Below are 21739 nucleotides of genomic sequence, written 5' to 3'. Positions count from 1 at the left end.
AGCCTCATCCTTTTGTATTTACTTCTCGTCCGTATCATCATACAAAAATTTTTCATTGTTGACAAGTTGCTCATATTCTTTGTATCGTCGATGCACGGTCGCTTTTGATACATCATAACCAAACGAACGAAGCGTTGCAGCAATCTCAGCGAACGTTAAGCGATTTTGACGCAACCGAATAATGTCTTCAATTGGTACATCTTTTCGATCACGTCCAGCGTGTTCACCTACGTTGCGCAAATTGTTTTCTGGTCGATAGCCGTTTTGAACAGCTCGCTGCATCCCACGTTTAATTTTTAAATTATGTATTTTCCTTTGATACTCTTCTACAATGCTAATGATTTCTAACACCATCGAATCGGCTTCTGATAGCTGAAGCTCCCCTCGATGGCTCACCGTATACACCCGAATACCTTCTTTTTGTAAACAACGAAGGAGAGCAATTTTTGCATTCCCACGTCCAAGTCTTGTCTCATCTTGTACGAGAACGACATCAATGGGATGTTGCTTGATCGTATCAAGCAACTCCATAATCCCTTCCCGTTCGATGTCATAACCGCTTGCTTGCTCTTGAATAATTTTGACAACATTCATTTCGTATTCCGCCGCAAGCTGTTCTAACTCTTCTTTTTGTCTTTGTAACGATGTTTCTTGCGTTTCTTTCGTTGTACTTACACGACAATAAATAATGGCGTTCATTCGTCATCCCTTTCTTTACGGTCTATTCGCAACAAGCCGATTTTCGCTATTTGATTTTAACACAGGAATAACAATTTTCTCACCAATGATTAATCGTTCGTCTGAACGATTGTTTACTGACATTACCCATTGAATGAATTGTTCATGGGACAATTGATGTTCATGTTTGTATTTGTCCGCAAGCTCCCATAACGTATCACCAGCTGACACAGTAATCTCAACATATTTCTGTTTATCAACCGATTGTGTGACGTGCAAAAACGCCCAAACAAACAATACACTAAATAAAAACATCACGACATAATGTATTTTCCTCATACCTTCTACCCCCTAAAAACAGAACGTTTGTTTGTTTTTATAATAACGAGAACTTCTGTTCGTGTCAACTATGTTTTCGAACTTATGTTTGTGTTCAAAACAAAAATTATGTTATAATATGGGCAAAGTTGAAAAGGAAGAGGTGTATAAGAATGGCGAAATTATCAAAACGACAACAACAAATATTAGATTTCATTAAACAAGAAGTACGCACAAAAGGGTATCCACCATCAGTGAGGGAAATTGGAGAAGCAGTCGGTTTAGCATCAAGTTCGACCGTTCATGGTCATCTCGCTCGTTTAGAAAGCAAAGGCTTCATTCGACGTGATCCAACAAAACCACGCGCCATTGAAATTTTGGACGAGTACGAATCCATCCCAAAGACAAACGTCGTCAACGTTCCAATTGTCGGAAAAGTAACAGCTGGACAACCGATTACCGCAATCGAAAACATTGAAGAATATTTCCCTCTTCCAGAACGATTCGTCTCACCAGATGACCAAGTATTTATGTTACAAATTGTCGGAGAAAGTATGATTGAGGCTGGTATTTTAGACGGAGACTATGTGATTGTCCGTCAACAACAAACGGCTAATAACGGAGATATCGTTGTAGCGATGACAGAAGAAAACGAAGCAACCGTCAAACGCTTCTTTAAAGAGAAAGACCATATTCGCTTGCAACCTGAAAATTCATCCATGGAGCCGATCATTGTTTCGAATGCAATGATTTTAGGAAAAGTGATTGGCGTATACCGCTCAATTCATTAAAAAAGCTAACGGAAAAACCGTTAGCTTTTTTAGTATTTTTAGTAAAGGCTCATATATTGTTCGCGTTCCCACGGATGTACCGCTGTGCGGAACATATCCCATTCAATTTCTTTTGCTTCAACGAAATGTTCAAATAAATGTTTACCAAGTGCATTTACGATTACTTCATCGGATTTTAAGTTTTCGAGCGCTTCCGCTAATGTTGCAGGCAAATCAACAATACCTTCTTCTAAACGCTCTTCTTTCGTCATCACATAAATGTTTCTATCAACCGGTGCTGGCGGTGTCAATTTATTTTTAATGCCGTCTAATCCAGCAGCCAACAATACAGCCATTGCTAAGTACGGATTTGCCGCTGGGTCTACACTACGCACTTCAATACGCGTGCTCATGCCACGTGATGCCGGGATACGTATTAATGGACTACGGTTGCGTGCTGACCATGCAACGTAACAAGGTGCTTCATAGCCCGGAACAAGACGCTTATATGAGTTCACTGTTGGGTTTGTTACCGCTGTAAAGTTTGGAGCATGCTTTAACACACCCGCAATAAACTGCAATGCTGTTTCGCTTAGTTGCAATTGACCATTCGGATCAAAAAAGGCATTTTCACCATTTTTAAAGAGCGATAAGTTGCAATGCATGCCCGAGCCGTTTACACCAAAGAGAGGTTTTGGCATAAATGTCGCATGTAAACCGTGTTTGCGTGCTACTGTTTTTACAACAAGTTTAAAGGTTTGAATGTCATCGCACGCTTTTACAGCATTGGCATACTTGAAGTCAATTTCATGTTGGCCCGGTGCGACTTCATGGTGAGAGGCTTCAATTTCAAAACCCATCTCTTCTAGCTCTAATACGATATCACGACGGCAGTTTTCACCTAAATCCGTTGGTGCTAAATCGAAGTAACCGCCATTATCGTTTAACTCTAACGTCGGCTCCCCTTTTTCATCTAACTTGAATAAGAAAAACTCTGGCTCTGGGCCTAGGTTAAACTCTGTAAATCCGAGCTCTTCCATTTGTTTCAATACGCGTTTTAAATTATAACGAGGGCAACCTTCAAATGGTGTGCCATCTGGATTGTAAATGTCACAAATGAAACGAGCTACTTTTCCCTTTTCGGCTGTCCACGGGAAAATAACAAATGTATCTAAATCAGGATATAAGTACATATCTGATTCTTCAATACGGACAAATCCTTCAATTGACGATCCGTCAAACATCATTTTATTATCGAGCGCTTTTTGTAGTTGGCTTACAGGGATTTCGACGTTTTTAATCGTGCCAAGAATGTCCGTAAACTGTAAACGAATATACTTTACATTTTCTTCCTTTACAATACGAAAAATATCTTCTTTTGTGTACTTAGCCATTACATATTCCTCCCCCAAAATAAAAAGATCATTTGTGTAAAAAACATAAATTTTAATGGAAAAAGCGAGCGATATCCCCTTGACGAAGTGAGGCACGATTCAAACGCCCCGCTTCCATTAATTCAGCACGTAACAGTTTGCGTAATTCTGCTTCGGATAAATCTTGTTTCACTACTTTTGGCGCGACAGGTGTGTCTGCATGCTGTTGTTGACGTGAAGCAAAAATTTGTTTAATGCCTGCTAAATTAACACCTTGTTCAATTAAATCTTTAATTTCGAGCAAGCGATCCACGTCATTAAACGAAAATAACCGACGATTGCCTTCTGTTCGCGCAGGTGAAACGAGACCGTGTTCCTCATAATAGCGAATTTGTCGCGCTGATAAATCCGTTAGCTGCATAACGATACCGATAGGAAATAACGGCATGGAGCGACGAATGTGACTATTCATGTCGACCCCTCCTTACGTAATACGTATTTCTATTCTATTCTATGTTATTTTATATGTCAACAACACGTTACATTTTATCACATGTTTTTTCTGAAAATATTTTATAATTTAATTAATTGTTTCTCAAGCAACCGATCAATCGCGATACAAACAGCAATTTTAACGTGTGAGTACGTCAATCCCCCTTGCACGTATGCAACATATGGCGGACGAATGGGTCCATCGGCTGATAGCTCAATACTTGCCCCTTGAATAAATGTGCCTGCCGCCATAATGACGTCATCTTCATATCCTGGCATATAGTTCGGATATGGAGTAAAGTGCGCATTGACCGGTGAGGCAAATTGAATTGCTTGACAAAACGCAATCATTTGCTCTGCATCGTCAAATTGTACCGATTGAATTAAATCCGTACGTGTAGCGTTCCATGTCGGGTACGTATTCATGCCGATGCGTTCGAGCATCGCTGCCGTAAAGACCGCCCCTTTCAACGCTTGTCCGACGACATGTGGCGCTAAGAAAAAACCTTGATACATTTCTTGTAAACTGTATAACGAGGCGCCCGCTTCTGCCCCAATTCCCGGTGATGTCATTCGGTATGCACACATCTCAATATATTCGCGTTTACCAACGAGATATCCTCCTGTTTTCGCTAATCCACCCCCAGGATTTTTAATGAGCGAACCAGCGATTAAATCAGCACCGACATGGCACGGCTCTTGTTCTTCGACAAATTCACCATAACAGTTATCGACAAAAACGACAACGTCTTGTTTCATTGCTTTTACAAAATCAATCATTTCTTTAATTTCAGCAATAGTAAACGACGGGCGTGGGTCATACCCTTTGGAGCGTTGAATGCCGATCATTTTCGTTCGTTCATTGATTGCTTGTTTGACCGCTGCAAAATCGACTTTTCCTTCGTTTGTAAGGGGTACGCTGTTGTAGCCGATATGAAACTCTTTTAATGAACCAATTCCTTTGCCGCGAATGCCGACAATTTCTTCTAGCGTATCGTACGGTTTGCCGGTAATGTACAAAAGTTCATCACCCGGACGTAAAATACCGAATAAGGCAATTGTAATCGCGTGCGTACCAGAAATAATTTGTGGACGAACGAGCGCCGCTTCCCCGCCGAATACGTCCGCATACACTTTTTCAAGCGTGTCGCGTCCAATGTCATCATAGCCATATCCTGTCGACGGAATAAAATGTGCGTCGCTTACTTGATGACGGCGAAAGCTTTGTAGTACGCGATATTGATTGTAGTCAATGCGCTCGTCAATCGCCCGATGAATCGGCGCAATTTGTGCTTCAATTTCTTTAACGAGTGCAGAAATCATTTCTCCATGTGTTAAATGTTGAAACATAAAAAAACCCTTTCTATTTTTGATATGTTCTTAGTTGTAACAAAAGAGGATGTTCTCGCAATAAGTAGCCGCTGCATTCATACATACCCCTTTGTTCATTGTAGTGCATGTGTCGCACAATCGTTTCTGCTTTTAGCTGTGCAAGCAATTTTCCTTCAAATGCTGGAATCGTCACGTCGTAACGCTCCATTGCTTCAGTTATTTTTTCTTCGATAAACTGGCGCAGTTTTTGAACGTCTTGTTCATGAAACGCACTCACTAACATATAATCGGTTTTCGGGCTTGGGACAAAGCTTGGAAGGACAATGTCTCGTTTGTTATAAATCGTCGCAATTGGAATCGTCGTCGCCTCCAATTCTTCGAGCAAGCGATAAACTGTTTGTTCATGTTGAATATAATCCGGATTCGATGAATCGACAATATGTAAAATAAAATCGGCTTCTTTCACTTCCTCTAGCGTCGAACGAAACGCCGCGACGAGCGTTGTCGGCAAGTCTTGAATGAAGCCGACCGTGTCCGTCAACAGCGCGGTATAACCGCTTGGCAGCACAAGTTTTCTCGTGAGCGGATCTAGTGTAGCAAACAATAAATTTTCTTCAAACGCATCCGCATTCGTTAGGCAGTTAAAAAGCGTTGATTTGCCAGCGTTCGTATAGCCGATGAGCGCGATTTGAAACACCGCATTTTTCTTCCGCCGCTCGCGATAGCGTTCGCGATGTTCGACAATGACTTTTAGTTGCGCTTTAATTTCATCGATGCGGCGGCGAATATGACGGCGATCTGTTTCAAGCTTCGTTTCCCCCGGTCCTCTCGTTCCAATTCCACCACCTAATCGGGAAAGTGCTGCGCCTTGTCCACTTAAGCGCGGCAAAATGTATTGCAATTGGGCAAGCTCGACTTGCAATTTCCCTTCTTTGGAGCGCGCACGGCTTGCGAAAATGTCTAAAATAAGCTGCGTCCGGTCAATGACGCGTACGTTTAACAACTTTGTTAAGTTACGGTTTTGGCTTGGCGACAGCTCGTCATTAAAAATGACGACATCTGGCTCAAATTGTTCGACAAGACGCACGAGCTCGTCGACTTTTCCTTTTCCGATATATGTAGCCGGGTGAATCGTGTCCCGTTTTTGCGTAAGGGTGATGACTACCTCGCCATTTGCTGTATGAACGAGCGAAACAAGCTCTTCTAGCGAATACGAAAATCGTTCATCATCAACATGTGGCAATTGACATCCAACAATAATGACTCGTTCCTTTTCCATATTTCCCCTCTTTCCTATTGAACATCTGTTCCCATCATAACAAATCTCATTTAAAAGTGCTATGACTGAAAAATGATCATTGATTTTTTCATATTTTACACATAAAATTTTAACGTAATGTTACATAACAGAAAGGATTACGATCATGACTTGGGAAGTATTAAGTATGATTGGCACAGTTGCTTTTGCGATTAGCGGAGCGATTGTCGCTATGGAAGAGGAATACGATATTTTAGGTGTATACATTCTCGGAATTGTAACCGCATTCGGTGGCGGTGCTGTACGCAACGTATTAATTGGCGTACCTGTATCTGTCCTTTGGCAACAGCAAACACTTTTTTTCATCGCGTTTATCGCGATGACTATTGTCTATTTGTTTCCACACAAAATGCTACCACATTGGCAACGTTGGGGAAACTTTTTTGATGCTCTCGGATTGTCAGCCTTCGCCATTCAAGGAGCATTATATGCTGTTCAAATGAATCGCCCGTTAAGTGCAGTCATTGTTGCTGCTGTATTGACTGGAAGTGGAGGCGGAATGATTCGCGATGTATTAGCAGGAAGAAAACCTCTCGTATTGCGTGATGAAATTTATGCTGTTTGGGCGATTTTAGCGGGCGTTGCGGTCGGAACCGGCATCGCACATTCTCCAATTAGCTTGTATGTATTGTTTATTGTCGTTGCGACATTGCGCATTTTATCGTATACATACAACTGGAAATTGCCGAATAAATCGTTAAAAACAAACAACTAAAGCAGGAGACCTCAAAGGAGGCTCCTGCTTTTTTATCCTTCCCATCTCTCCACAATGGTCGCGGTTGCCATGCCGTGTCCTATGCAAATTGTTAATAAGCCGTAACGCCCCTTTCGTCGTTCGAGTTCGTGAACGAGCGATGTCATGAGTTTGGCGCCCGTTGCGCCGAGCGGGTGACCTAAGGCGATGGCACCACCGTTGACGTTCACTTTCGAAAGCGGGGCACCAATTTCTTTTTGCCAAGCGAGGACGACAGATGCGAACGCTTCGTTAATCTCGACAAGGTCGATATCGTCAATCGTGAGGTTCGCTTTTTGCAATACTTTTTTCGTCGCCGGAATGACACCGTCAAGCATGTATGTCGGGTCGGAGCCGACGACCGTTTGGGCAACGATTTTTGCTTTTGGCTTCAAGCCGAGGCGAAGCGCTGTTTCGCGCTCCATCAATAGCACCGCGGCTGCACCGTCACTCATTTGGCTCGCATTGCCGGCAGTAATGTTCCCGTTTTGTTTAAAAACGGGCTTCAACGCCGCTAGCGCTTCAAGCGATGTATCTTGGCGCGGTCCTTCATCAGCTGTTACGATGATGTCGTTGCCGTCTTTATCAAGCCCATTGACGGGCACAATTTCTTCGGTAAACCAACCTTCTGCTTGCGCCCGAAGCGCCCGCTGGTGGCTTTCGTACGCATATGCATCTAACTGTTCTCTCGTCAATCCGTATTTTTCGGCAATCAATTCCGCAGAAATGCCTTGGTGGACGAATTCGTATTTTTCATGAAGCGACGGTGGAATCGTCCGCTCGTTTCCGTCGCTTAAAATCGGCACTTTCGTCATACTTTCCACACCAGCTGCAATCGTGATGTCCATATCGCCTGATTTAATTTCTTGAGCGGCAAAATGGATCGATTGCTGGCCGGAGCCGCACATCCGATTGATTTGCACCGCCGGCACTTCCACGGGAAATCCTGCCTCTAATGCTGCTAATCTCCCGATATTGTAGCCTTGTTCGCCAATCGGCGTTACGCAGCCCATGACGATGTCTTCAATTACTTGTTTTTCCACCCCAGCACGCTTGACAACTTCATCAAGCACAATTGCCGCTAAATGAACAGGATGTTTGTCACGAAACACCCCGTTTCGTTTGCCGACAGGGGTGCGTACCGCTTCGACAATCACCACTTCCCGCATATCTTTCCCTTCTTTCATTCGTACGTATAAAATCCTTTGCCTGTTTTTTGGCCGAGATGCCCTGCTTCTACAAGTTTGCGAAGCGTTTGTGGCGGGCGGAATCGGTCGCCATATGCTTCCGTCATATTTTCGCTGACAAACAACATCGTATCTAACCCGACTAAATCGGCAAGTTCAAGCGGGCCCATCGGGTAATTCAGCCCTAGGCGAATCGCTTTGTCGATATGCTCTGCGGAAGCGATCCCTTCTTCATACATGCGAATGCATTCCAACATATGCGCCGCTAACGCCCGTGTTGTCACAAATCCTTGCATATCTTTTACGATAACTGTTTCTTTGCCGATTTCTTCCGATAATTGTTGAATTGCTTCAATCGTTTGTTTCGATGTTTCTACCCCTTTTACGATTTCAATGAGCTTCATGACTGGCGCCGGATTAAACCAATGCATGCCGACAACTCGGCTCGGGCGTTTGGTCGCAGCGGCAATCGCGGTAACGCTTAATTCCGACGTATTGGTCGCTAAAATCGCCTCTTGTTTCGCATAACGGTCAAGCTGTTCAAACACTTGCTTTTTGAGCGACAAATGTTCTGGAACGGCTTCAATGACAACGTCCGCTTCTTTTACTGCTTCGTGCAAGTCCGTTTTAGGTTGAATGCGAGCAAGAGCAGCCGTTGCCTCTTGTTCCTGTAATTTCCCAGATTTTACAAAACGGGCAAGGCTTTTTTGAATGGCTTGCATTCCTTTTTTAAGCGCCGCTTCAGAAATATCGTATAAATAAACGATTTTCCCGCCCATCGCTAGTGATTGGGCGATACCGCTTCCCATTAAGCCAGCACCGATGACCGCCATTATTTGCATCGTTACTCCTCCTATTGAACGTTTGTAAAATAATCGCGCAACTGCTCACGCAATTTCATTTTTAAAAATTTCCCGACACTCGTTTTCGGAATTTCGTTCATAAAGACAATTTCATCTGGCAGCCACCATTTCGCAAATTGCGGCCGTAAAAAGTCGTATAGTTCCTCTTTTGTCACGCTTTTTCCTTCCTTTACTACGACGCAAGCGATCGGGCGCTCTTGCCACTGCGGGTGCGGAACTGCCACGACGGCCGCTTCAAACACTGCTTCGTGCGCCATCAAGGCATTTTCTAAATCGACAGACGAAATCCATTCGCCGCCGCTTTTAATGACGTCTTTTGTACGGTCAACGATTTTAATAAACCCTTCTTCATCGACGGTGACAACATCCCCTGTATATAACCACCCATCGCGAAACGCGTCTTTGCTTCGCTCGTCGTTATAATATTCATCGGCAATCCACGGGCCGCGCAAGCATAGTTCGCCCATTTCCGTTCCGTCCCACGCCACTTCGCCGTCTTTTCCAATCACTTTCATTTCTACTCCAGGGACAAGAAATCCTTGTTTCGCACGAATGTCCAATTTTTCTTCGTTCGATACGTGCTGCTGGTAGCTTTTTAAACGCGATAAGACGACCAGCGGGCTCGTTTCTGTCATGCCGTAAGCGTGTACAAACGGAATGCCGTATTTTTCTTCAAAGGCGCGAATCATTCCTTTTGGCGCTGCTGAGCCGCCACATAAAATGCGCGTCACGCTGCGTAAGTCATATAAACCTTTCTCCAACTCGTTCAATAACCCAAGCCAAACAGTCGGCACACCGGCAGCGAGGGTCACTTTCTCCTGTTCCATCAGCTCGGCTAATATTTTCGGCGTAAATGCCGCCCCCGGCATGACAAGCGTCGTCCCGAACCAAACCGCTGCAAACGGCAAGCCCCACGCATTCGCATGGAACATCGGCACGACTGGAAGCGCCACATCCGATTCCGACAATGCGGCACTATCTGCAAGCCCTAGCGCCATGCTATGGAGAACGATGCCGCGATGAGAGTACAACACACCTTTCGGATTTCCAGTTGTCGCAGACGTATAACACATCCCAGCAGGGTGATGCTCGTCGAGATCTTTGACAAATGAAATCGGCTCAGCTTGTTGTAGCAATTCTTCATAATGGTAAACAGGAGCAAGCGTCGTTTCTGGAAGCATCGGATCATCAGTCATAATGATAAACGCTTCGACGTTTATTTCGTCTTGCACTCGTTCAATGATCGGTAGCAAGTCGTCATCAATCAGTAGTACACGGTCGTTTGCATGATTAATAATATAGGCGATATGTTGCGGCGACAAGCGAATATTGATCGTATGCAACACCGCTCCGATGCCTGGAATCGCAAAATACGCTTCTAAATGGCGATGATGGTTCCAGGCGAACGTACCGACGCGGTCGCCTGTATTGACACCAAGCGTTCGTAATGCACTAGCAAGCTTTCTCGTCCGTTCACCAATTTCTTGATACGTATGGCGGACAAGACCATTCTTCATCCGCGAAATGACTTGTTTTTTCGGAAAAAACCGTTCTGCCCGTTCAAGCATTGTCGCAATATTTAATGGAACGTTCATCATTCTCGATCACTCCCCTTCGTCAATAAAAGATGTTCGTGTTCATTGACTTTTGGCGCACGTGTGCGCTTCGTAAAAAATGTTCATCATAGCGAGTTGCTACTTCCATTTGGTCGTTATTGATATGGATCATCTTTCGGTACGCGTTATTTGCAAATTGAGTTTTCACTTCATCCGTTTCTAATACTGGCGTTAAGCAACAATCGACTTGTTCTGAAAAAGCGATCCATTGTTGAAACGTTTTCATGCGAAACAATTGTTTCATGTCAAGAAACAAAGAATTATCGTCACAAGCTGCCGATAAATGTCCTTCATACCATTCGAACTTGCCAACTGCAGCGCAAAAATTGCGCCAAAAGTGCGCTTCAAGCGCCGCAAGCGCCATATAGCGACCGTCTTTCGTTTCGTACAAATGGTATGACACGACTGTGCCAGCTAATATTGGAATGCCGTTTTTTTGTCCGGTATGATGCTCCAGCACAATGTGGTTCGTCATCATCGAAAGTAGGCCATCGACGAGCGAAAGGTCAATGTATCTCCCTTTCCCCATTCGCTCGCGAGCGTATAACGCAGAGACAATTTGTTCGACAGCATGGATGCTACCAATGAAATCAGCAAGCGTAATCGTTGGATGAACAGGACGGCCACTTTCATCTTTGAATTGAGCGAGCATGCCTGTTAACGCCATATAGTTTAAATCATGACTTCCGAATGACGCATAGCGACTATGCTGTCCGTAGCCGCTGATCGAACAGTAAACGATCGATGGGTTGAGGGCATACACATCTTCGTAACTTAATCTGAGCCGCCTCATCACCCCCGGACGGAAACTTTCAATAACGACGTCCGCTTGGCTAATGAGCTGCCGAACGGCATCGGCATCTTGCACGTTTTTTAAATCGACGGCAATGCTTCGTTTATTTTTATTGTTCGCTTCAAAAATGCAGTCATCAGTAAGCTTCCGCATCATATCCCCTGTTTTTGGCTCAATTTTCACAACTTCCGCGCCTAAGTCTGCTAAACGAAGGCTTGCAAACGGACCGGGAAGATAATGGGAAAAATCAATGACTTTAATTCCGTCAAGCAACAAACCCCCCCTAAAGCCCAAGATGTTTCGCGATGATCATCTTCATTACTTCATTCGTTCCGGCATAAATGGTGCTAACCGGAATGTCGCGATAGCGTCTTGCAATCTCATATTCTTCCATATAACCATATCCTCCGTGAAGCTGCATGCCTTCAGAAGAGACACGCTTTGCCATTTCCGTAATCCACCATTTCGCCATCGATACGTTCGCTACGACGTCTTTCCTCGCAATATGTTGCTCGATAACATCATCGAGAAACGCACGCCCTAATGCAATTTCCGTCGCCATTTCCGCAAGCCGAAACTGAACCGTTTGAAATTGGCTAATCGTTTTCCCAAACGCCGTACGCTCTTTCACATATCGTTTCGTTAAGTCAAACATCCTTTCTGCTGCTGTTTGCGCAGCGATGGCGACAATAAGGCGCTCTTGCTGCAATTTTTCCATCAAATAGTAAAATCCTTTTCCTTCTTCCCCGAGCAAGTTCTCTGCTGGAACTTTTGCATCGCTAAAGAATAACTCGGCTGTATCTTGAGCATGCAATCCAACTTTTTCGAGCTTCCGACCGCGTGTAAATCCCGGTGTTCCTCGTTCAACGACAAGAAGACTTATGCCTTTATGCGGCGGGGTTGCACTTAGGTCCGTTTTGCAGACGACAATCACTAAATCCGCATGAATGCCGTTTGTAATAAATGTTTTTTGCCCGTTGACGATATAGTAGTCGCCTTGTTTTACCGCCGTTGTCGAAATGCCCGCCAAATCAGAACCTGCCCCTGGTTCAGTCATCGCAATAGCGGTAATGATTTCCCCAGACACGCATTTTGGCAGCCATTTTTTCTTCTGCTCGTCTGTTCCATATGATGCGATATACGGAACGACGATATCGTTATGCAAGCCGATACCGACAAGGCTTGATCCTACCTTTTCTAATTCTTCATTTATCACGACCGAATAGCCAAAGTCCGCACTAAATCCACCGTACGTTTCGTCTACCCACGGACAAAGAAACCCGTTATCCCCCATTTTCCGCCAAAACTCACGCGGAATGATTCCTTGTTTTTCCCAGTCAGCATAAAACGAATACGCTTCTTTTTGCAAAAATTTACGGAACGCCTCACGAAAAATGTGATGTTCTTCGTGCAAATACGTTGCCATGTTGTCACCACCCTATGATTGCGCCATGTTTTTCATTTGCTCGCGCAACAAAAATTTTTGGATTTTCCCGCTCGCATTGCGTGGCAATGCGTCGACAAAATAGTAGGCACGCGGCCGTTTATACGGAGCGAGCTTATCGCTTTGTTTGCAAAACGCCTCTAACTGTTCCTCGGTAAGCTGTGGATCCTTTTTCACAACAAATGCAACGACTTTTTCTCCCCATAGCGCATCCGGCTCGCCAAGCACTGCAACATCAAGCACGCCTTCATGTTCATAAAGCACGTCCTCTACTTCTCGCGGATAGACGTTTTCACCGCCGCTAATAATCATGTCGTCGACGCGGTCGGCAACATATAAATATCCGTCTTCATCCATATAGCCTAAATCGCCAGAATGATACCAGCCTTTATACATCGCTTTTTCCGTCGCATCTTCGCGGTTGTAGTAGCCGACCATCATGCATGGGCCTTTGACGATAATCTCACCGACTGCCCTTGGCGGCAATATGTCCTCCGGATCAGACGGTCCGTCTTCGCGCGGTTTGACGATGCGAATTTCGTGGTTTAAGCATGCGCGTCCGGCAGATCCTGCTTTCGTTAACTGTTCATCTTCGTATAAGAAAGTCACCGCTGGGCCCATTTCCGTCATGCCGTATGCTTGAATTAAGTCAATGCCTAACCGTTCTTTACATTCTTTCACAAGCACTGGCGCCATCGGAGCCGCTCCGTACAACCCGATGCGAAGTGAGGATAAATCGTAATCTGACAATTTTTCTTGCAAAAGCATATTCCACATCGTCGGTGCGGCAAATAACACGGTAATGCGCTCTTGTTCGATGACGGTTAATACTTGTTTCGGGTCAAAATGGTGAACGATGACGTTCGTTGCGCCTGCGTGAACGCGCGGGAGGAAGCAGCAATGCAATTCTGCGCAATGGAACATTGGGGCGGTAACAAGCCCACGCTCTGTTTCACGAATGCGCATGACCGAATTGCAAATCAAGCTTTGTTCAATCATGTCGCGGTGCCGATGCATCACTCCTTTTGGTCGCCCTGTCGTTCCGCTTGTATACATAATCGCATACAAATCATTTTCGGAAACGTCGATTGCTGGAAGTTCGTCGCTTGCATGTTGGATTTGTTCGTGGTAAGAAGCAGCGTACGCTGGCACTTGTCCGTCAATGATCCAAAAAGAAATGTGTGGAAATTCATGATGGATGGCTGTGATTTGTGGTTCGACCGCTTGTTCAAATAGTACGATTTTTGGGGTAGCATCCGTTAAAATGTAAGCGATTTCTTTTGGTCGCAAGCGAAAATTAATCGGGTTGAAGACAGCGCCGATTTTCGCGCACGCAAAAAAAGCGGTTGCAAGCTCTGCCGTATTAAATAACACGGTCGATACACGATCTCCTTTTCGCACCCCTGCTGTTAAGAAAGCGTTTGCAAGTTTGTCCACTTCTTTTGCCCATTGTTCGTACGTATAGCGAAGTCCTGTACGAACATCCACGAGCGCTTCTTTTTTCGGAAACTTTCTTACCGTCTGTGTGAACACTTCACCAATCGTTAAATACAAAACAAACCCCTCCTTCTCTTTTTTATTAATGTAAATAATATTTTTTATTTTCAAATTATATTCTACAAATAAAAAAGAAACCCTTCTTTCCTAATATAAAAAAGGAAGGTTTCCCTTCCCTATTTATTCAACAACTAAATCCCTCTCTCTTATGATCATCAGTTCTTTTTTGTCATAGCGCCCTTCATGCAACAAACGTACCGCTTGTTTCCGAATTGCTTTTTCAATCAAATTTCGAATGTAGCGACCGTTACTAAATTTTCTTTGATATCCCCCAGCTAGTAGTTGTTCAATATGTTCGCGCAACTTTCGCTCGGCTTCAGAAGTAAGCTCGTATTCTCTTATATGGAGCATTTGTTTTGCAATTTGTACAAGCTCTTCCGTTGTGTAATCAGGAAATTCGAGCATCAACGGAAAGCGGGAAGGTAATCCTGGATTTAACGACAAAAAATAATCCATTTCAGCTGGATATCCCGCTAAAATAACGACTAAATCATCCGAAAAATCTTCAATTCCTTTTACTAACGTATCAATTGCTTCTTTTCCAAAATCTTTCTCTCCTCCGCGTGCAAGTGAATACGCTTCGTCAATAAATAAAATCCCACCTCGCGCTTTTTTTATTAAATCGCGCGTTTTATTCGCCGTATGTCCAATATATTCTCCAACTAAGTCTGCACGTTCTGCTTCAATAAAGTGTCCTTTAGATAGGACGTTCATTTCTAAAAATAACTTTCCAAGAATACGGGCCACCGTTGTTTTCCCTGTCCCAGGATTTCCTTTAAAAATCATATGAAGCGATTGTTTATTCCCTTTTAATCCATTGGCTTGACGTGCTTTATTAATATATAACCATGCGTAAATTTCCTTAATTAATTTTTTCACTTCATTTAACCCGACTAATTCATCGAGTTCTTTTTGGATCTCTTTTAACACGGCATGTTGATGATAATCAATTCGATTTGTCGTTTCTTCTTTCGATAAGTAATTGACGTTTTTTGCATTAAGCACGATATTAATTTGACTTTTCGTTTGCTTCATCGTCAACTCTGACAAGGCGACGTCACCTCTCCTTCATCGTTGCTTCTTTTATCAATATACGCTGTTGTCACCTATTTCGTGACAAATGCCTAACGAAAAAAAATCGCCCACCGATATGGTGAGCGATTTGGGCTTACTCCATTTCAATTTTCACATTTTTTTGAGGTGCAAACGTAGAAATCGCATGTTTATAAATTAATTGTTGTCTCCCATCTACTTCTAATAGTACCGTGAAATTGTCAAATCCTTTTACTAAACCACGCAATTGAAATCCATTGAGTAAAAAGACAGTAACCGTCGTTTCTTCCTTGCGCAATTGGTTTAAAAACTGGTCTTGAATGTTTATTGTGTTTTTCATTACTTCGTCCTCCTCTTTTCTCTCTACATTACGTCTATATATTCGCCTCAAAGTGAAACTTTCCTTCTATGTAATGCGAAATTTCATTTACTCGTCTTTCAAACATTGTATCATCAGTCATGTCAAACCATTGAACAGGCATTTGATTACGAAACCATGTAAACTGACGTTTCGCATAGCGACGAGAGTTTTGTTTCAACTGTTCGATCGCCTCTTCAAGCGTGATTTGTCCATCTAAATATGCATATAGCTCTTTATAACCGATCGCTTGAATCGCTTGACAGTCTCGTAAACCTTGTTCATACAATCGTTTCACTTCTTCAATCAGCCCTTGATCAATCATTTGATCTACTCGTTCATTAATGCGTTCATATAGTTTTTCACGTTCCATCGTCAATCCAATGAGTGCTGCGTTATACACGAGTTTTCTTTTTTGTTCTTTTAGCCATTCTGTCATTGTTCTCCCTGTGCAATGATAAATTTCTAATGCACGAATGACACGACGAACGTTATTCGGATGAATACGTTCCGCACTTAGTGGATCAATTTGTTTGAGTCGCTCGTAAAGTTCAATCGGTGAACATTGTTCTAGCGACTGGCGATACGCTTCATTTGATGGTGCATCTGAAAATTGATAATCGTAAATCACCGATTGAATATATAGCCCTGTACCCCCAACGATGATCGGAAGTTTTCCGCGTTTTGTTATATCTGTAATGAGCGAGCGAGCAAGCGTCTGAAACTCTGCAACAGAAAAAGACTCATGTGGTTCCTTTATATTCAATAAATGATGTGGCACGCCTTCCATTTCTTCTTGACGAATTTTAGCGGTTCCAATATCTAATCCTTTATATACTTGCATCGAGTCTCCATTAATAATTTCTCCATGTAAACGCTTGGCCAACTCTATGCTCATTTTTGTTTTCCCTACAGCCGTTGGACCAAGTAACACAACGACTTTTTCTTCCATAAAATACCACTACTTTCCGCGCTAATTCACATTTATTTATTATAGACAAACGATGTACATTTTATCATCTCATTTTAAAAAATTTTTATTTGAAAGCGGATGAAAAACATCCGCTTTTTACATGACTCGTTTAAACATTTTTTCTAATTCATAAGTAGAAAAGTGAATAATAATCGGACGACCGTGTGGACATGTAAACGGATCGCTTGTTTTACGCAACGATTCAAGCAACGCAAATATTTCATCGTTGCGCAAAAATTGATTCGCTTTAATCGACTGTTTACAACTCATCATTATTGCTGCTTTTTCGCGAAGTTGCTTTATGTCTACTTTTTTCATCACTAACACTTGCTTAATCATTTCCTCAATAATTGTAGCTTCCTCCCCTTTTGGAAACCATTGAGGATGAGAGCGAACAATAAAACTGTTATGACCAAATGGCTCTAAAAACACACCGCAAGCAGCTAACTGTTCGCGATAGCTTTCGATCAGTACATACTCGCTCGATGAATAAGTAAGCGTCAATGGGATAAGCAACGGCTGTAATTCATTTGTCACGGTTGCTAATTTTTCACGGAAATATTCGTATTTGATCCGCTCTTGTGCCGCATGTTGGTCAATAATATACAAACCATTTTCATTTTGAGCTAAAATATACGTCCCATGCATTTGTCCAATCGGATATAATGGCGGAATGCGCTCTTGATTTGTTTCATCTGTTACATGTTTGTTTTCAACGATTGGTTCGACATCAAGCGGCTTCGTATCCTTCTCGTAAACACGTTCTTCTCGTTCCTCTAACACCATTCGTTCTTCTTTTTTCTTTCCTTGTTCATGATGTGAAATTGTTGTACGTGGAGGAACAATATGCGATTCTTTCACGATATGTTCAAACGAAAACGTTTGTTGCTCTGTTTTCGGCTTTTCTACTCGCGGTGCCGTTACCTCAGGAATTAACGTCTTTTTTTGAAATGCTTGACTGATCGTTTGTTGAACAAGTTCATTTAATTCTCCTTCTTTACTAAAACGCACTTCCAACTTCGCTGGATGAACGTTCACATCTACAAGAAGCGGATCCATGACGATATTTAAAAATGCAATCGGATGCCGTCCAATCGGAAGAAGCGTGTGATATCCTTCTTCAATCGCTTTATATAGCGGATAATTTTTAATATATCGTCCATTTACAATCGTTGTCATATAGTTCCGGGAAGCGCGTGTCACTTCAGGTAAAGCAACATAGCCATCAATCGTAAAATCAAGCGTTTCTGCATAAATCGCAACCATTTTTTTCGCAACATCAAATCCGTAAATAGCTGCTAATACTTGCCGCACATCCCCATTTCCGTTCGTATAAAACAGCTGCTTCCCATTATGTGTTAATCGAAACGAAATATGTGGATGAGCAAGTGCTAAACGATTCATCACATCCACAACATGTCCAAGTTCCGTATGAATCGTTTTCATATATTTTAAGCGAGCGGGCGTATTGAAAAATAAGTGAGAAACAGTAATATCCGTTCCTTTTCGACTGCTCGTCCGACCATTTTGTACAAGTTCTCCGCCTTTTAAAACGAGCAACGTTCCCGGACCTTCCCCTGTGCTCGTCTTCAGTTCCAAATGCGAGACAGAGGCAATACTAGGCAACGCTTCACCTCTGAAACCGAGCGTACGAATACGAAATAAATCCGCCTCATCTTTAATTTTGCTCGTTGCGTGCCGTTCGAACGCTAAAAAACAGTCTTCCTCTTCTAATCCATCACCATTGTCAACAACGCGAATTTTCGCTAATCCCGCTTCTTCTAACTCTACTTCAATGATCGTACTATGGGCATCGATCGCATTTTCAACAAGTTCTTTCACGACAGAAGCTGGACGCTCAACAACCTCTCCTGCCGCAATTTTATTTGCTAACGCATCATCCAGCTTACGAATTTTCCCCACAATTTCCCTCCTTTCATTTTAATAGCTTTTGAATTTCATATAGTTTATTCATCGCTTCAAGTGGTGTCATATCAAGCAACTGAAGAGACTGAATGCGCTTGATCACTTCTTTCTCTTTTTTCGATACGCTCGAACGCTCTTCGTGGTGTTGCTCCTCAAACATACTTAACTGCTCAAACGTTTCTCTATTTTCTTTCACCACACCTGTTGAATTTGTTTCAAATTCACGTAAAATTTGTTCCGCTCTTTGAATCAAATCTAACGGTAACTTCGCTAATTGGGCTACATGAATACCATAACTTTTATCCGCTGGACCTTCTTTAATTTTATGCAAAAAGATGACGGTTCCATTTTCTTCAATTGCACTAACATGAACATTTTTTAAACGCGGCAATCGTCGTTCAAGCGCTGTTAATTCATGATAGTGGGTACTAAATAACGTTTTAGCACCAACGCGATCGTGAATGTATTCGATCATCGCTTGAGCAAGCGCCATCCCATCATATGTGGATGTTCCGCGACCAATTTCATCAAATAAAATGAGGCTGTTTTGTGTCGCATGGACGATCGCATGACGCGCTTCTAACATTTCCACCATAAATGTGCTTTGACCTGCCACTAAATCGTCAGCCGCCCCAATACGCGTAAACACTTGATCAAAAATCGGTAATACCGCTTCTTGTGCTGGAACAAAGCACCCAATTTGCGCCATAATAGCTGTCAAGGCAATTTGACGCATATATGTGCTTTTCCCAGACATATTTGGACCTGTAATGAGAAGCATTTCTCGTTCTGCATCCATATAACAGTCATTTGGAACGTAGACGTTCGATCCTAGCACTTTCTCCACAACAGGATGTCGCCCTTGTTGAATGACAAGACGACGATCATAAGAAAACTGCGGCTTACAGTAGTTATATTTTTCACTCACAGTAGCAAAACATTGTAAAACATCTAGTTGGCTTATATATTTTGCTAATTTTTGTAAACGAACAATATATTGCTTCACCTGTTCACGGATAGAAACAAACAGTTCGTATTCTAGTTCCATACTTTTTTCTTCTGCCTCTAAAATGAGCGCTTCTTTTTCTTTCAACTCTTTCGTCACAAATCGTTCGGCATTAGCTAACGTTTGTTTGCGTTCATATCGTCCTTCTGGCAACAAATGCAAATTTGCCTTTGTTACTTCGATATAATATCCAAACACTCGGTTGTAACCAATCTTTAACGACTTAATTCCTGTTAACTCCCGCTCTTTCGCTTCTAACTGCGCAATCCATGTTTTTCCATTTCGACTAGCATCCCGAAATCGATCTAACGTTTCATTATAACCATCTTTAATAATTCCACCCTCTTTCACAGAAAGTGGTGGATTTTCTTCAATCGCCTCTTCTAACAATTGAACAAGGTCCTCGCATGCATCTAAATGTTGTGCAAATGATTGAATATGCTCGTCACGCATGTTCATAAGAAGAGTGGAAATGAACGGTACTTGCTTTAACGATTTTTTCAATTGAATGAGATCGCGCGCATTCACATTTCCAAATGCCACACGCCCAGCCAGTCTCTCTAAATCATATACACCGCGCAAATATTCTCGTAATTCTTGTCGCTCGAAGTAATGCATGAGCAGTTGTTCAACGATGTGTAATCGCTGCTCAATTTTTTCACGATCTAATAATGGACGGTCAATCCATTGTTTAAGTAAACGGCCACCCATGGCTGTCATCGTTTCATCAAGAAGCCAAAAAAGAGAGCCCGCTTTCCCTTTCGTTCGAATCGTTTCTGTTAACTCTAAATTTCGTTTGGAATACACATCGATTTTCATATGTGTATCAACTTCATACAATTCTACAGGCTGTAAATGGGCTAAATTCCGTCTTTGCGTTTTAATTAAATAATTTAATAACCTTCCAAACGTCACAAGTAATTTTTCTTGTTTCAAATGAGAAACAATCGATTCACAAGAAGGTGGAATCTTTGTTTCATCTTCACTCGAAATAGTAAGAGCATATCGCTCCTTCAGAGGTTGACATTGTTCTTTGTACTCAGTCGCAACAACGATTTCTTTCGTGCCAATCGAGTAAATTTCATTGAATACATCTTCAAATGAATGAAGCATCGTCATACGACTTTCACCGGTTGTTAAATCCGTATATGCAAATCCGTACGTCCCATCTTCAAATGACGTTAATGAAGCTAAATAGTTGTTTGCTTTCTCTTCTAGTTGCTTTCCTTCCATCACTGTTCCGGGAGTAATGAGTTGCACAACTTCTCGACGAACAACCCCTTTGGCTGTTTTTGGATCTTCGACTTGTTCACAAATCGCAACTTTATAGCCTTTCTCAATTAAACGCTCGATGTACATGGCAGCCGAATGATAAGGCACACCGCACATCGGCACTCGTTCCTCCCCGCCACCATCGCGGCTTGTCAAAGTAATTTCTAACTCTTGTGACGCTTTAATGGCATCTTCAAAAAACATTTCATAAAAATCACCGAGACGAAAAAACAAAAATGCATCTTTATATTGTGACTTAATTGTTAAATATTGCTTAATCATTGGTGTATAAGCCATGATTTTTCCTCCAACGCCCAAAATATTGACTTCAATTATTATAACAAAAATAAAAACTAGGAAGAATAAACTTCCTAGTTTCAGCTTGTCGACAAAGTCGACAAGCTGTTTTAATATATAGGTATAAGGGTATTTATAGGAGGGGGAAATCGGATGCTTCAACGTCATCAAGAAGATCGTAGACATATGGAAACAACGGTAAAGATTGATGACCTTGTTCCTGAGGATCACCTTGTGCGTAAGCTAGAAAAAGCGATTGACTTCTCTTTTATTTACGACATTGTCAAAGACCTATACTCACCCGATCATGGACGACCAAGTATTGATCCGGTTGTGTTGTTCAAAATGTACTTGATCCGTTATATCTTTGGCATTCGTTC

At 42.5% G+C, this 21739-nt stretch carries 19 protein-coding genes and 1 pseudogene; 3 read left to right on the top strand and 17 right to left on the bottom strand.

Translation table 11 applies throughout. The features are described from left to right. Positions 1 to 18: 18 nt before the first annotated feature. Together LH47_RS07155 and yneA are read right to left on the bottom strand one after the other, a co-directional pair. Positions 19 to 699 carry a YneB family resolvase-like protein gene (locus LH47_RS07155; RefSeq protein WP_043966039.1) on the bottom strand — a complete coding sequence of 227 codons (681 nt, stop codon included), beginning with the start codon at positions 697 to 699 and terminating at the stop codon, positions 19 to 21. 15 nt (positions 700 to 714) lie between these two features. Then, on the bottom strand, positions 715 to 1017 hold the full coding sequence (gene yneA / locus LH47_RS07150; RefSeq protein ID WP_043966037.1) for a cell division suppressor protein YneA: 303 nt from the start codon (positions 1015 to 1017) through the stop codon (positions 715 to 717). A gap of 152 nt (positions 1018 to 1169) precedes the next feature. On the opposite strand from yneA, the gene lexA reads away from it, so the two are divergent. Next, a complete protein-coding gene (gene lexA, locus LH47_RS07145; protein ID WP_021094621.1) occupies positions 1170 to 1787 on the top strand; it encodes a transcriptional repressor LexA in 618 nt (205 codons plus the stop codon). 38 nt (positions 1788 to 1825) lie between these two features. Here lexA and glnA read toward each other — a convergent pair whose 3' ends face one another. The 4 genes from glnA to hflX all read right to left on the bottom strand — a co-directional run bounded on the left by glnA (position 1826) and on the right by hflX (position 6242). Next, the gene (gene glnA, locus LH47_RS07140) at positions 1826 to 3160 is read right to left on the bottom strand and encodes a type I glutamate--ammonia ligase (protein ID WP_021094620.1); all 1335 of its coding nucleotides are present in this window, start codon (positions 3158 to 3160) and stop codon (positions 1826 to 1828) included. A 52-nt stretch (positions 3161 to 3212) separates the two neighbouring features. Then, the gene (locus LH47_RS07135) at positions 3213 to 3611 is read right to left on the bottom strand and encodes a MerR family transcriptional regulator (RefSeq protein WP_043966035.1); all 399 of its coding nucleotides are present in this window, start codon (positions 3609 to 3611) and stop codon (positions 3213 to 3215) included. A 101-nt stretch (positions 3612 to 3712) separates the two neighbouring features. Further along, on the bottom strand, positions 3713 to 4981 hold the full coding sequence (locus LH47_RS07130) for a methionine gamma-lyase family protein (RefSeq protein ID WP_043966033.1): 1269 nt from the start codon (positions 4979 to 4981) through the stop codon (positions 3713 to 3715). 13 nt (positions 4982 to 4994) lie between these two features. After that, positions 4995 to 6242 (bottom strand): GTPase HflX, encoded by a 1248-nt coding sequence (gene hflX, locus LH47_RS07125; protein WP_043966031.1) that lies wholly within the window; start codon positions 6240 to 6242, stop codon positions 4995 to 4997. A gap of 145 nt (positions 6243 to 6387) precedes the next feature. Here hflX and LH47_RS07120 point away from each other — a divergent pair, with 145 nt between their 5' ends. Further along, positions 6388 to 6996 (top strand): trimeric intracellular cation channel family protein, encoded by a 609-nt coding sequence (locus LH47_RS07120; protein ID WP_043966029.1) that lies wholly within the window; start codon positions 6388 to 6390, stop codon positions 6994 to 6996. A 32-nt stretch (positions 6997 to 7028) separates the two neighbouring features. Here LH47_RS07120 and LH47_RS07115 read toward each other — a convergent pair whose 3' ends face one another. The 11 genes and pseudogenes from LH47_RS07115 to mutS form a co-directional block, all read right to left on the bottom strand. Continuing rightward, positions 7029 to 8183: a thiolase family protein gene (locus LH47_RS07115; RefSeq protein ID WP_043966079.1), complete on the bottom strand. Its 1155-nt coding sequence runs from the start codon at positions 8181 to 8183 to the stop codon at positions 7029 to 7031. Between the two features lie 14 nt (positions 8184 to 8197). Further along, positions 8198 to 9043 carry a 3-hydroxyacyl-CoA dehydrogenase family protein gene (locus LH47_RS07110; RefSeq protein ID WP_043966027.1) on the bottom strand — a complete coding sequence of 282 codons (846 nt, stop codon included), beginning with the start codon at positions 9041 to 9043 and terminating at the stop codon, positions 8198 to 8200. An 11-nt stretch (positions 9044 to 9054) separates the two neighbouring features. Then, positions 9055 to 10662, bottom strand: a complete 1608-nt coding sequence (locus LH47_RS07105; protein WP_043966026.1) for a long-chain fatty acid--CoA ligase — start codon at positions 10660 to 10662, stop codon at positions 9055 to 9057. Further along, positions 10659 to 11746: pseudogene (locus tag LH47_RS07100) on the bottom strand (CaiB/BaiF CoA transferase family protein). The gene LH47_RS07105 and the pseudogene LH47_RS07100 overlap by 4 nt, the downstream one beginning before the upstream one ends. A 10-nt stretch (positions 11747 to 11756) precedes the next feature. After that, a complete protein-coding gene (locus LH47_RS07095; RefSeq protein ID WP_043966024.1) occupies positions 11757 to 12899 on the bottom strand; it encodes an acyl-CoA dehydrogenase family protein in 1143 nt (380 codons plus the stop codon). Between the two features lie 12 nt (positions 12900 to 12911). Continuing rightward, entirely contained in the window at positions 12912 to 14471 is a 1560-nt protein-coding gene (locus tag LH47_RS07090) for a fatty acid--CoA ligase (RefSeq protein ID WP_043966022.1), read from the bottom strand. 123 nt (positions 14472 to 14594) lie between these two features. Next, positions 14595 to 15524: a stage V sporulation protein K gene (spoVK, locus tag LH47_RS07085; RefSeq protein WP_019418281.1), complete on the bottom strand. Its 930-nt coding sequence runs from the start codon at positions 15522 to 15524 to the stop codon at positions 14595 to 14597. Between the two features lie 118 nt (positions 15525 to 15642). Next, the gene (gene hfq, locus LH47_RS07080) at positions 15643 to 15867 is read right to left on the bottom strand and encodes an RNA chaperone Hfq (RefSeq protein ID WP_009362664.1); all 225 of its coding nucleotides are present in this window, start codon (positions 15865 to 15867) and stop codon (positions 15643 to 15645) included. 34 nt (positions 15868 to 15901) lie between these two features. Continuing rightward, on the bottom strand, positions 15902 to 16837 hold the full coding sequence (gene miaA, locus LH47_RS07075; protein WP_043966019.1) for a tRNA (adenosine(37)-N6)-dimethylallyltransferase MiaA: 936 nt from the start codon (positions 16835 to 16837) through the stop codon (positions 15902 to 15904). Between the two features lie 117 nt (positions 16838 to 16954). After that, on the bottom strand, positions 16955 to 18781 hold the full coding sequence (gene mutL, locus LH47_RS07070; protein ID WP_043966017.1) for a DNA mismatch repair endonuclease MutL: 1827 nt from the start codon (positions 18779 to 18781) through the stop codon (positions 16955 to 16957). Positions 18782 to 18794: 13 nt separating this feature from the next. Next, positions 18795 to 21359, bottom strand: coding sequence for a DNA mismatch repair protein MutS (gene mutS / locus LH47_RS07065; RefSeq protein ID WP_043966015.1), 2565 nt, complete (start codon positions 21357 to 21359; stop codon positions 18795 to 18797). 153 nt (positions 21360 to 21512) lie between these two features. Between mutS and LH47_RS07060 the strand changes: the two genes are divergently transcribed. Next, on the top strand, positions 21513 to 21739 hold a 227-nt coding region (locus tag LH47_RS07060; protein WP_043966012.1), incomplete at its 3' end, for a transposase.

Source organism: Anoxybacillus thermarum (assembly GCF_000836725.1).
Taxonomy (GTDB): domain Bacteria; phylum Bacillota; class Bacilli; order Bacillales; family Anoxybacillaceae; genus Anoxybacillus; species Anoxybacillus thermarum.
The sequence above is the reverse complement of the archived record's forward strand: the minus strand, read 5'-3'. Positions and strand labels throughout refer to the sequence as shown.

Excerpts from the sequence above, each read along its gene's own strand:
- LH47_RS07155 (WP_043966039.1), bottom strand. The coding sequence starts at position 699 with ATGAACGCCATTATTTATTGTCGTGTAAGTACAACGAAAGAAACGCAA.
- yneA (WP_043966037.1), bottom strand. The coding sequence starts at position 1,017 with ATGAGGAAAATACATTATGTCGTGATGTTTTTATTTAGTGTATTGTTT.
- lexA (WP_021094621.1), top strand. The coding sequence starts at position 1,170 with ATGGCGAAATTATCAAAACGACAACAACAAATATTAGATTTCATTAAA.
- glnA (WP_021094620.1), bottom strand. The coding sequence starts at position 3,160 with ATGGCTAAGTACACAAAAGAAGATATTTTTCGTATTGTAAAGGAAGAA.
- LH47_RS07135 (WP_043966035.1), bottom strand. The coding sequence starts at position 3,611 with ATGAATAGTCACATTCGTCGCTCCATGCCGTTATTTCCTATCGGTATC.
- LH47_RS07130 (WP_043966033.1), bottom strand. The coding sequence starts at position 4,981 with ATGTTTCAACATTTAACACATGGAGAAATGATTTCTGCACTCGTTAAA.
- hflX (WP_043966031.1), bottom strand. The coding sequence starts at position 6,242 with ATGGAAAAGGAACGAGTCATTATTGTTGGATGTCAATTGCCACATGTT.
- LH47_RS07120 (WP_043966029.1), top strand. The coding sequence starts at position 6,388 with ATGACTTGGGAAGTATTAAGTATGATTGGCACAGTTGCTTTTGCGATT.
- LH47_RS07115 (WP_043966079.1), bottom strand. The coding sequence starts at position 8,183 with ATGCGGGAAGTGGTGATTGTCGAAGCGGTACGCACCCCTGTCGGCAAA.
- LH47_RS07110 (WP_043966027.1), bottom strand. The coding sequence starts at position 9,043 with ATGCAAATAATGGCGGTCATCGGTGCTGGCTTAATGGGAAGCGGTATC.
- LH47_RS07105 (WP_043966026.1), bottom strand. The coding sequence starts at position 10,662 with ATGATGAACGTTCCATTAAATATTGCGACAATGCTTGAACGGGCAGAA.
- LH47_RS07095 (WP_043966024.1), bottom strand. The coding sequence starts at position 12,899 with ATGGCAACGTATTTGCACGAAGAACATCACATTTTTCGTGAGGCGTTC.
- hfq (WP_009362664.1), bottom strand. The coding sequence starts at position 15,867 with ATGAAAAACACAATAAACATTCAAGACCAGTTTTTAAACCAATTGCGC.
- miaA (WP_043966019.1), bottom strand. The coding sequence starts at position 16,837 with ATGGAAGAAAAAGTCGTTGTGTTACTTGGTCCAACGGCTGTAGGGAAA.
- mutS (WP_043966015.1), bottom strand. The coding sequence starts at position 21,359 with ATGGCTTATACACCAATGATTAAGCAATATTTAACAATTAAGTCACAA.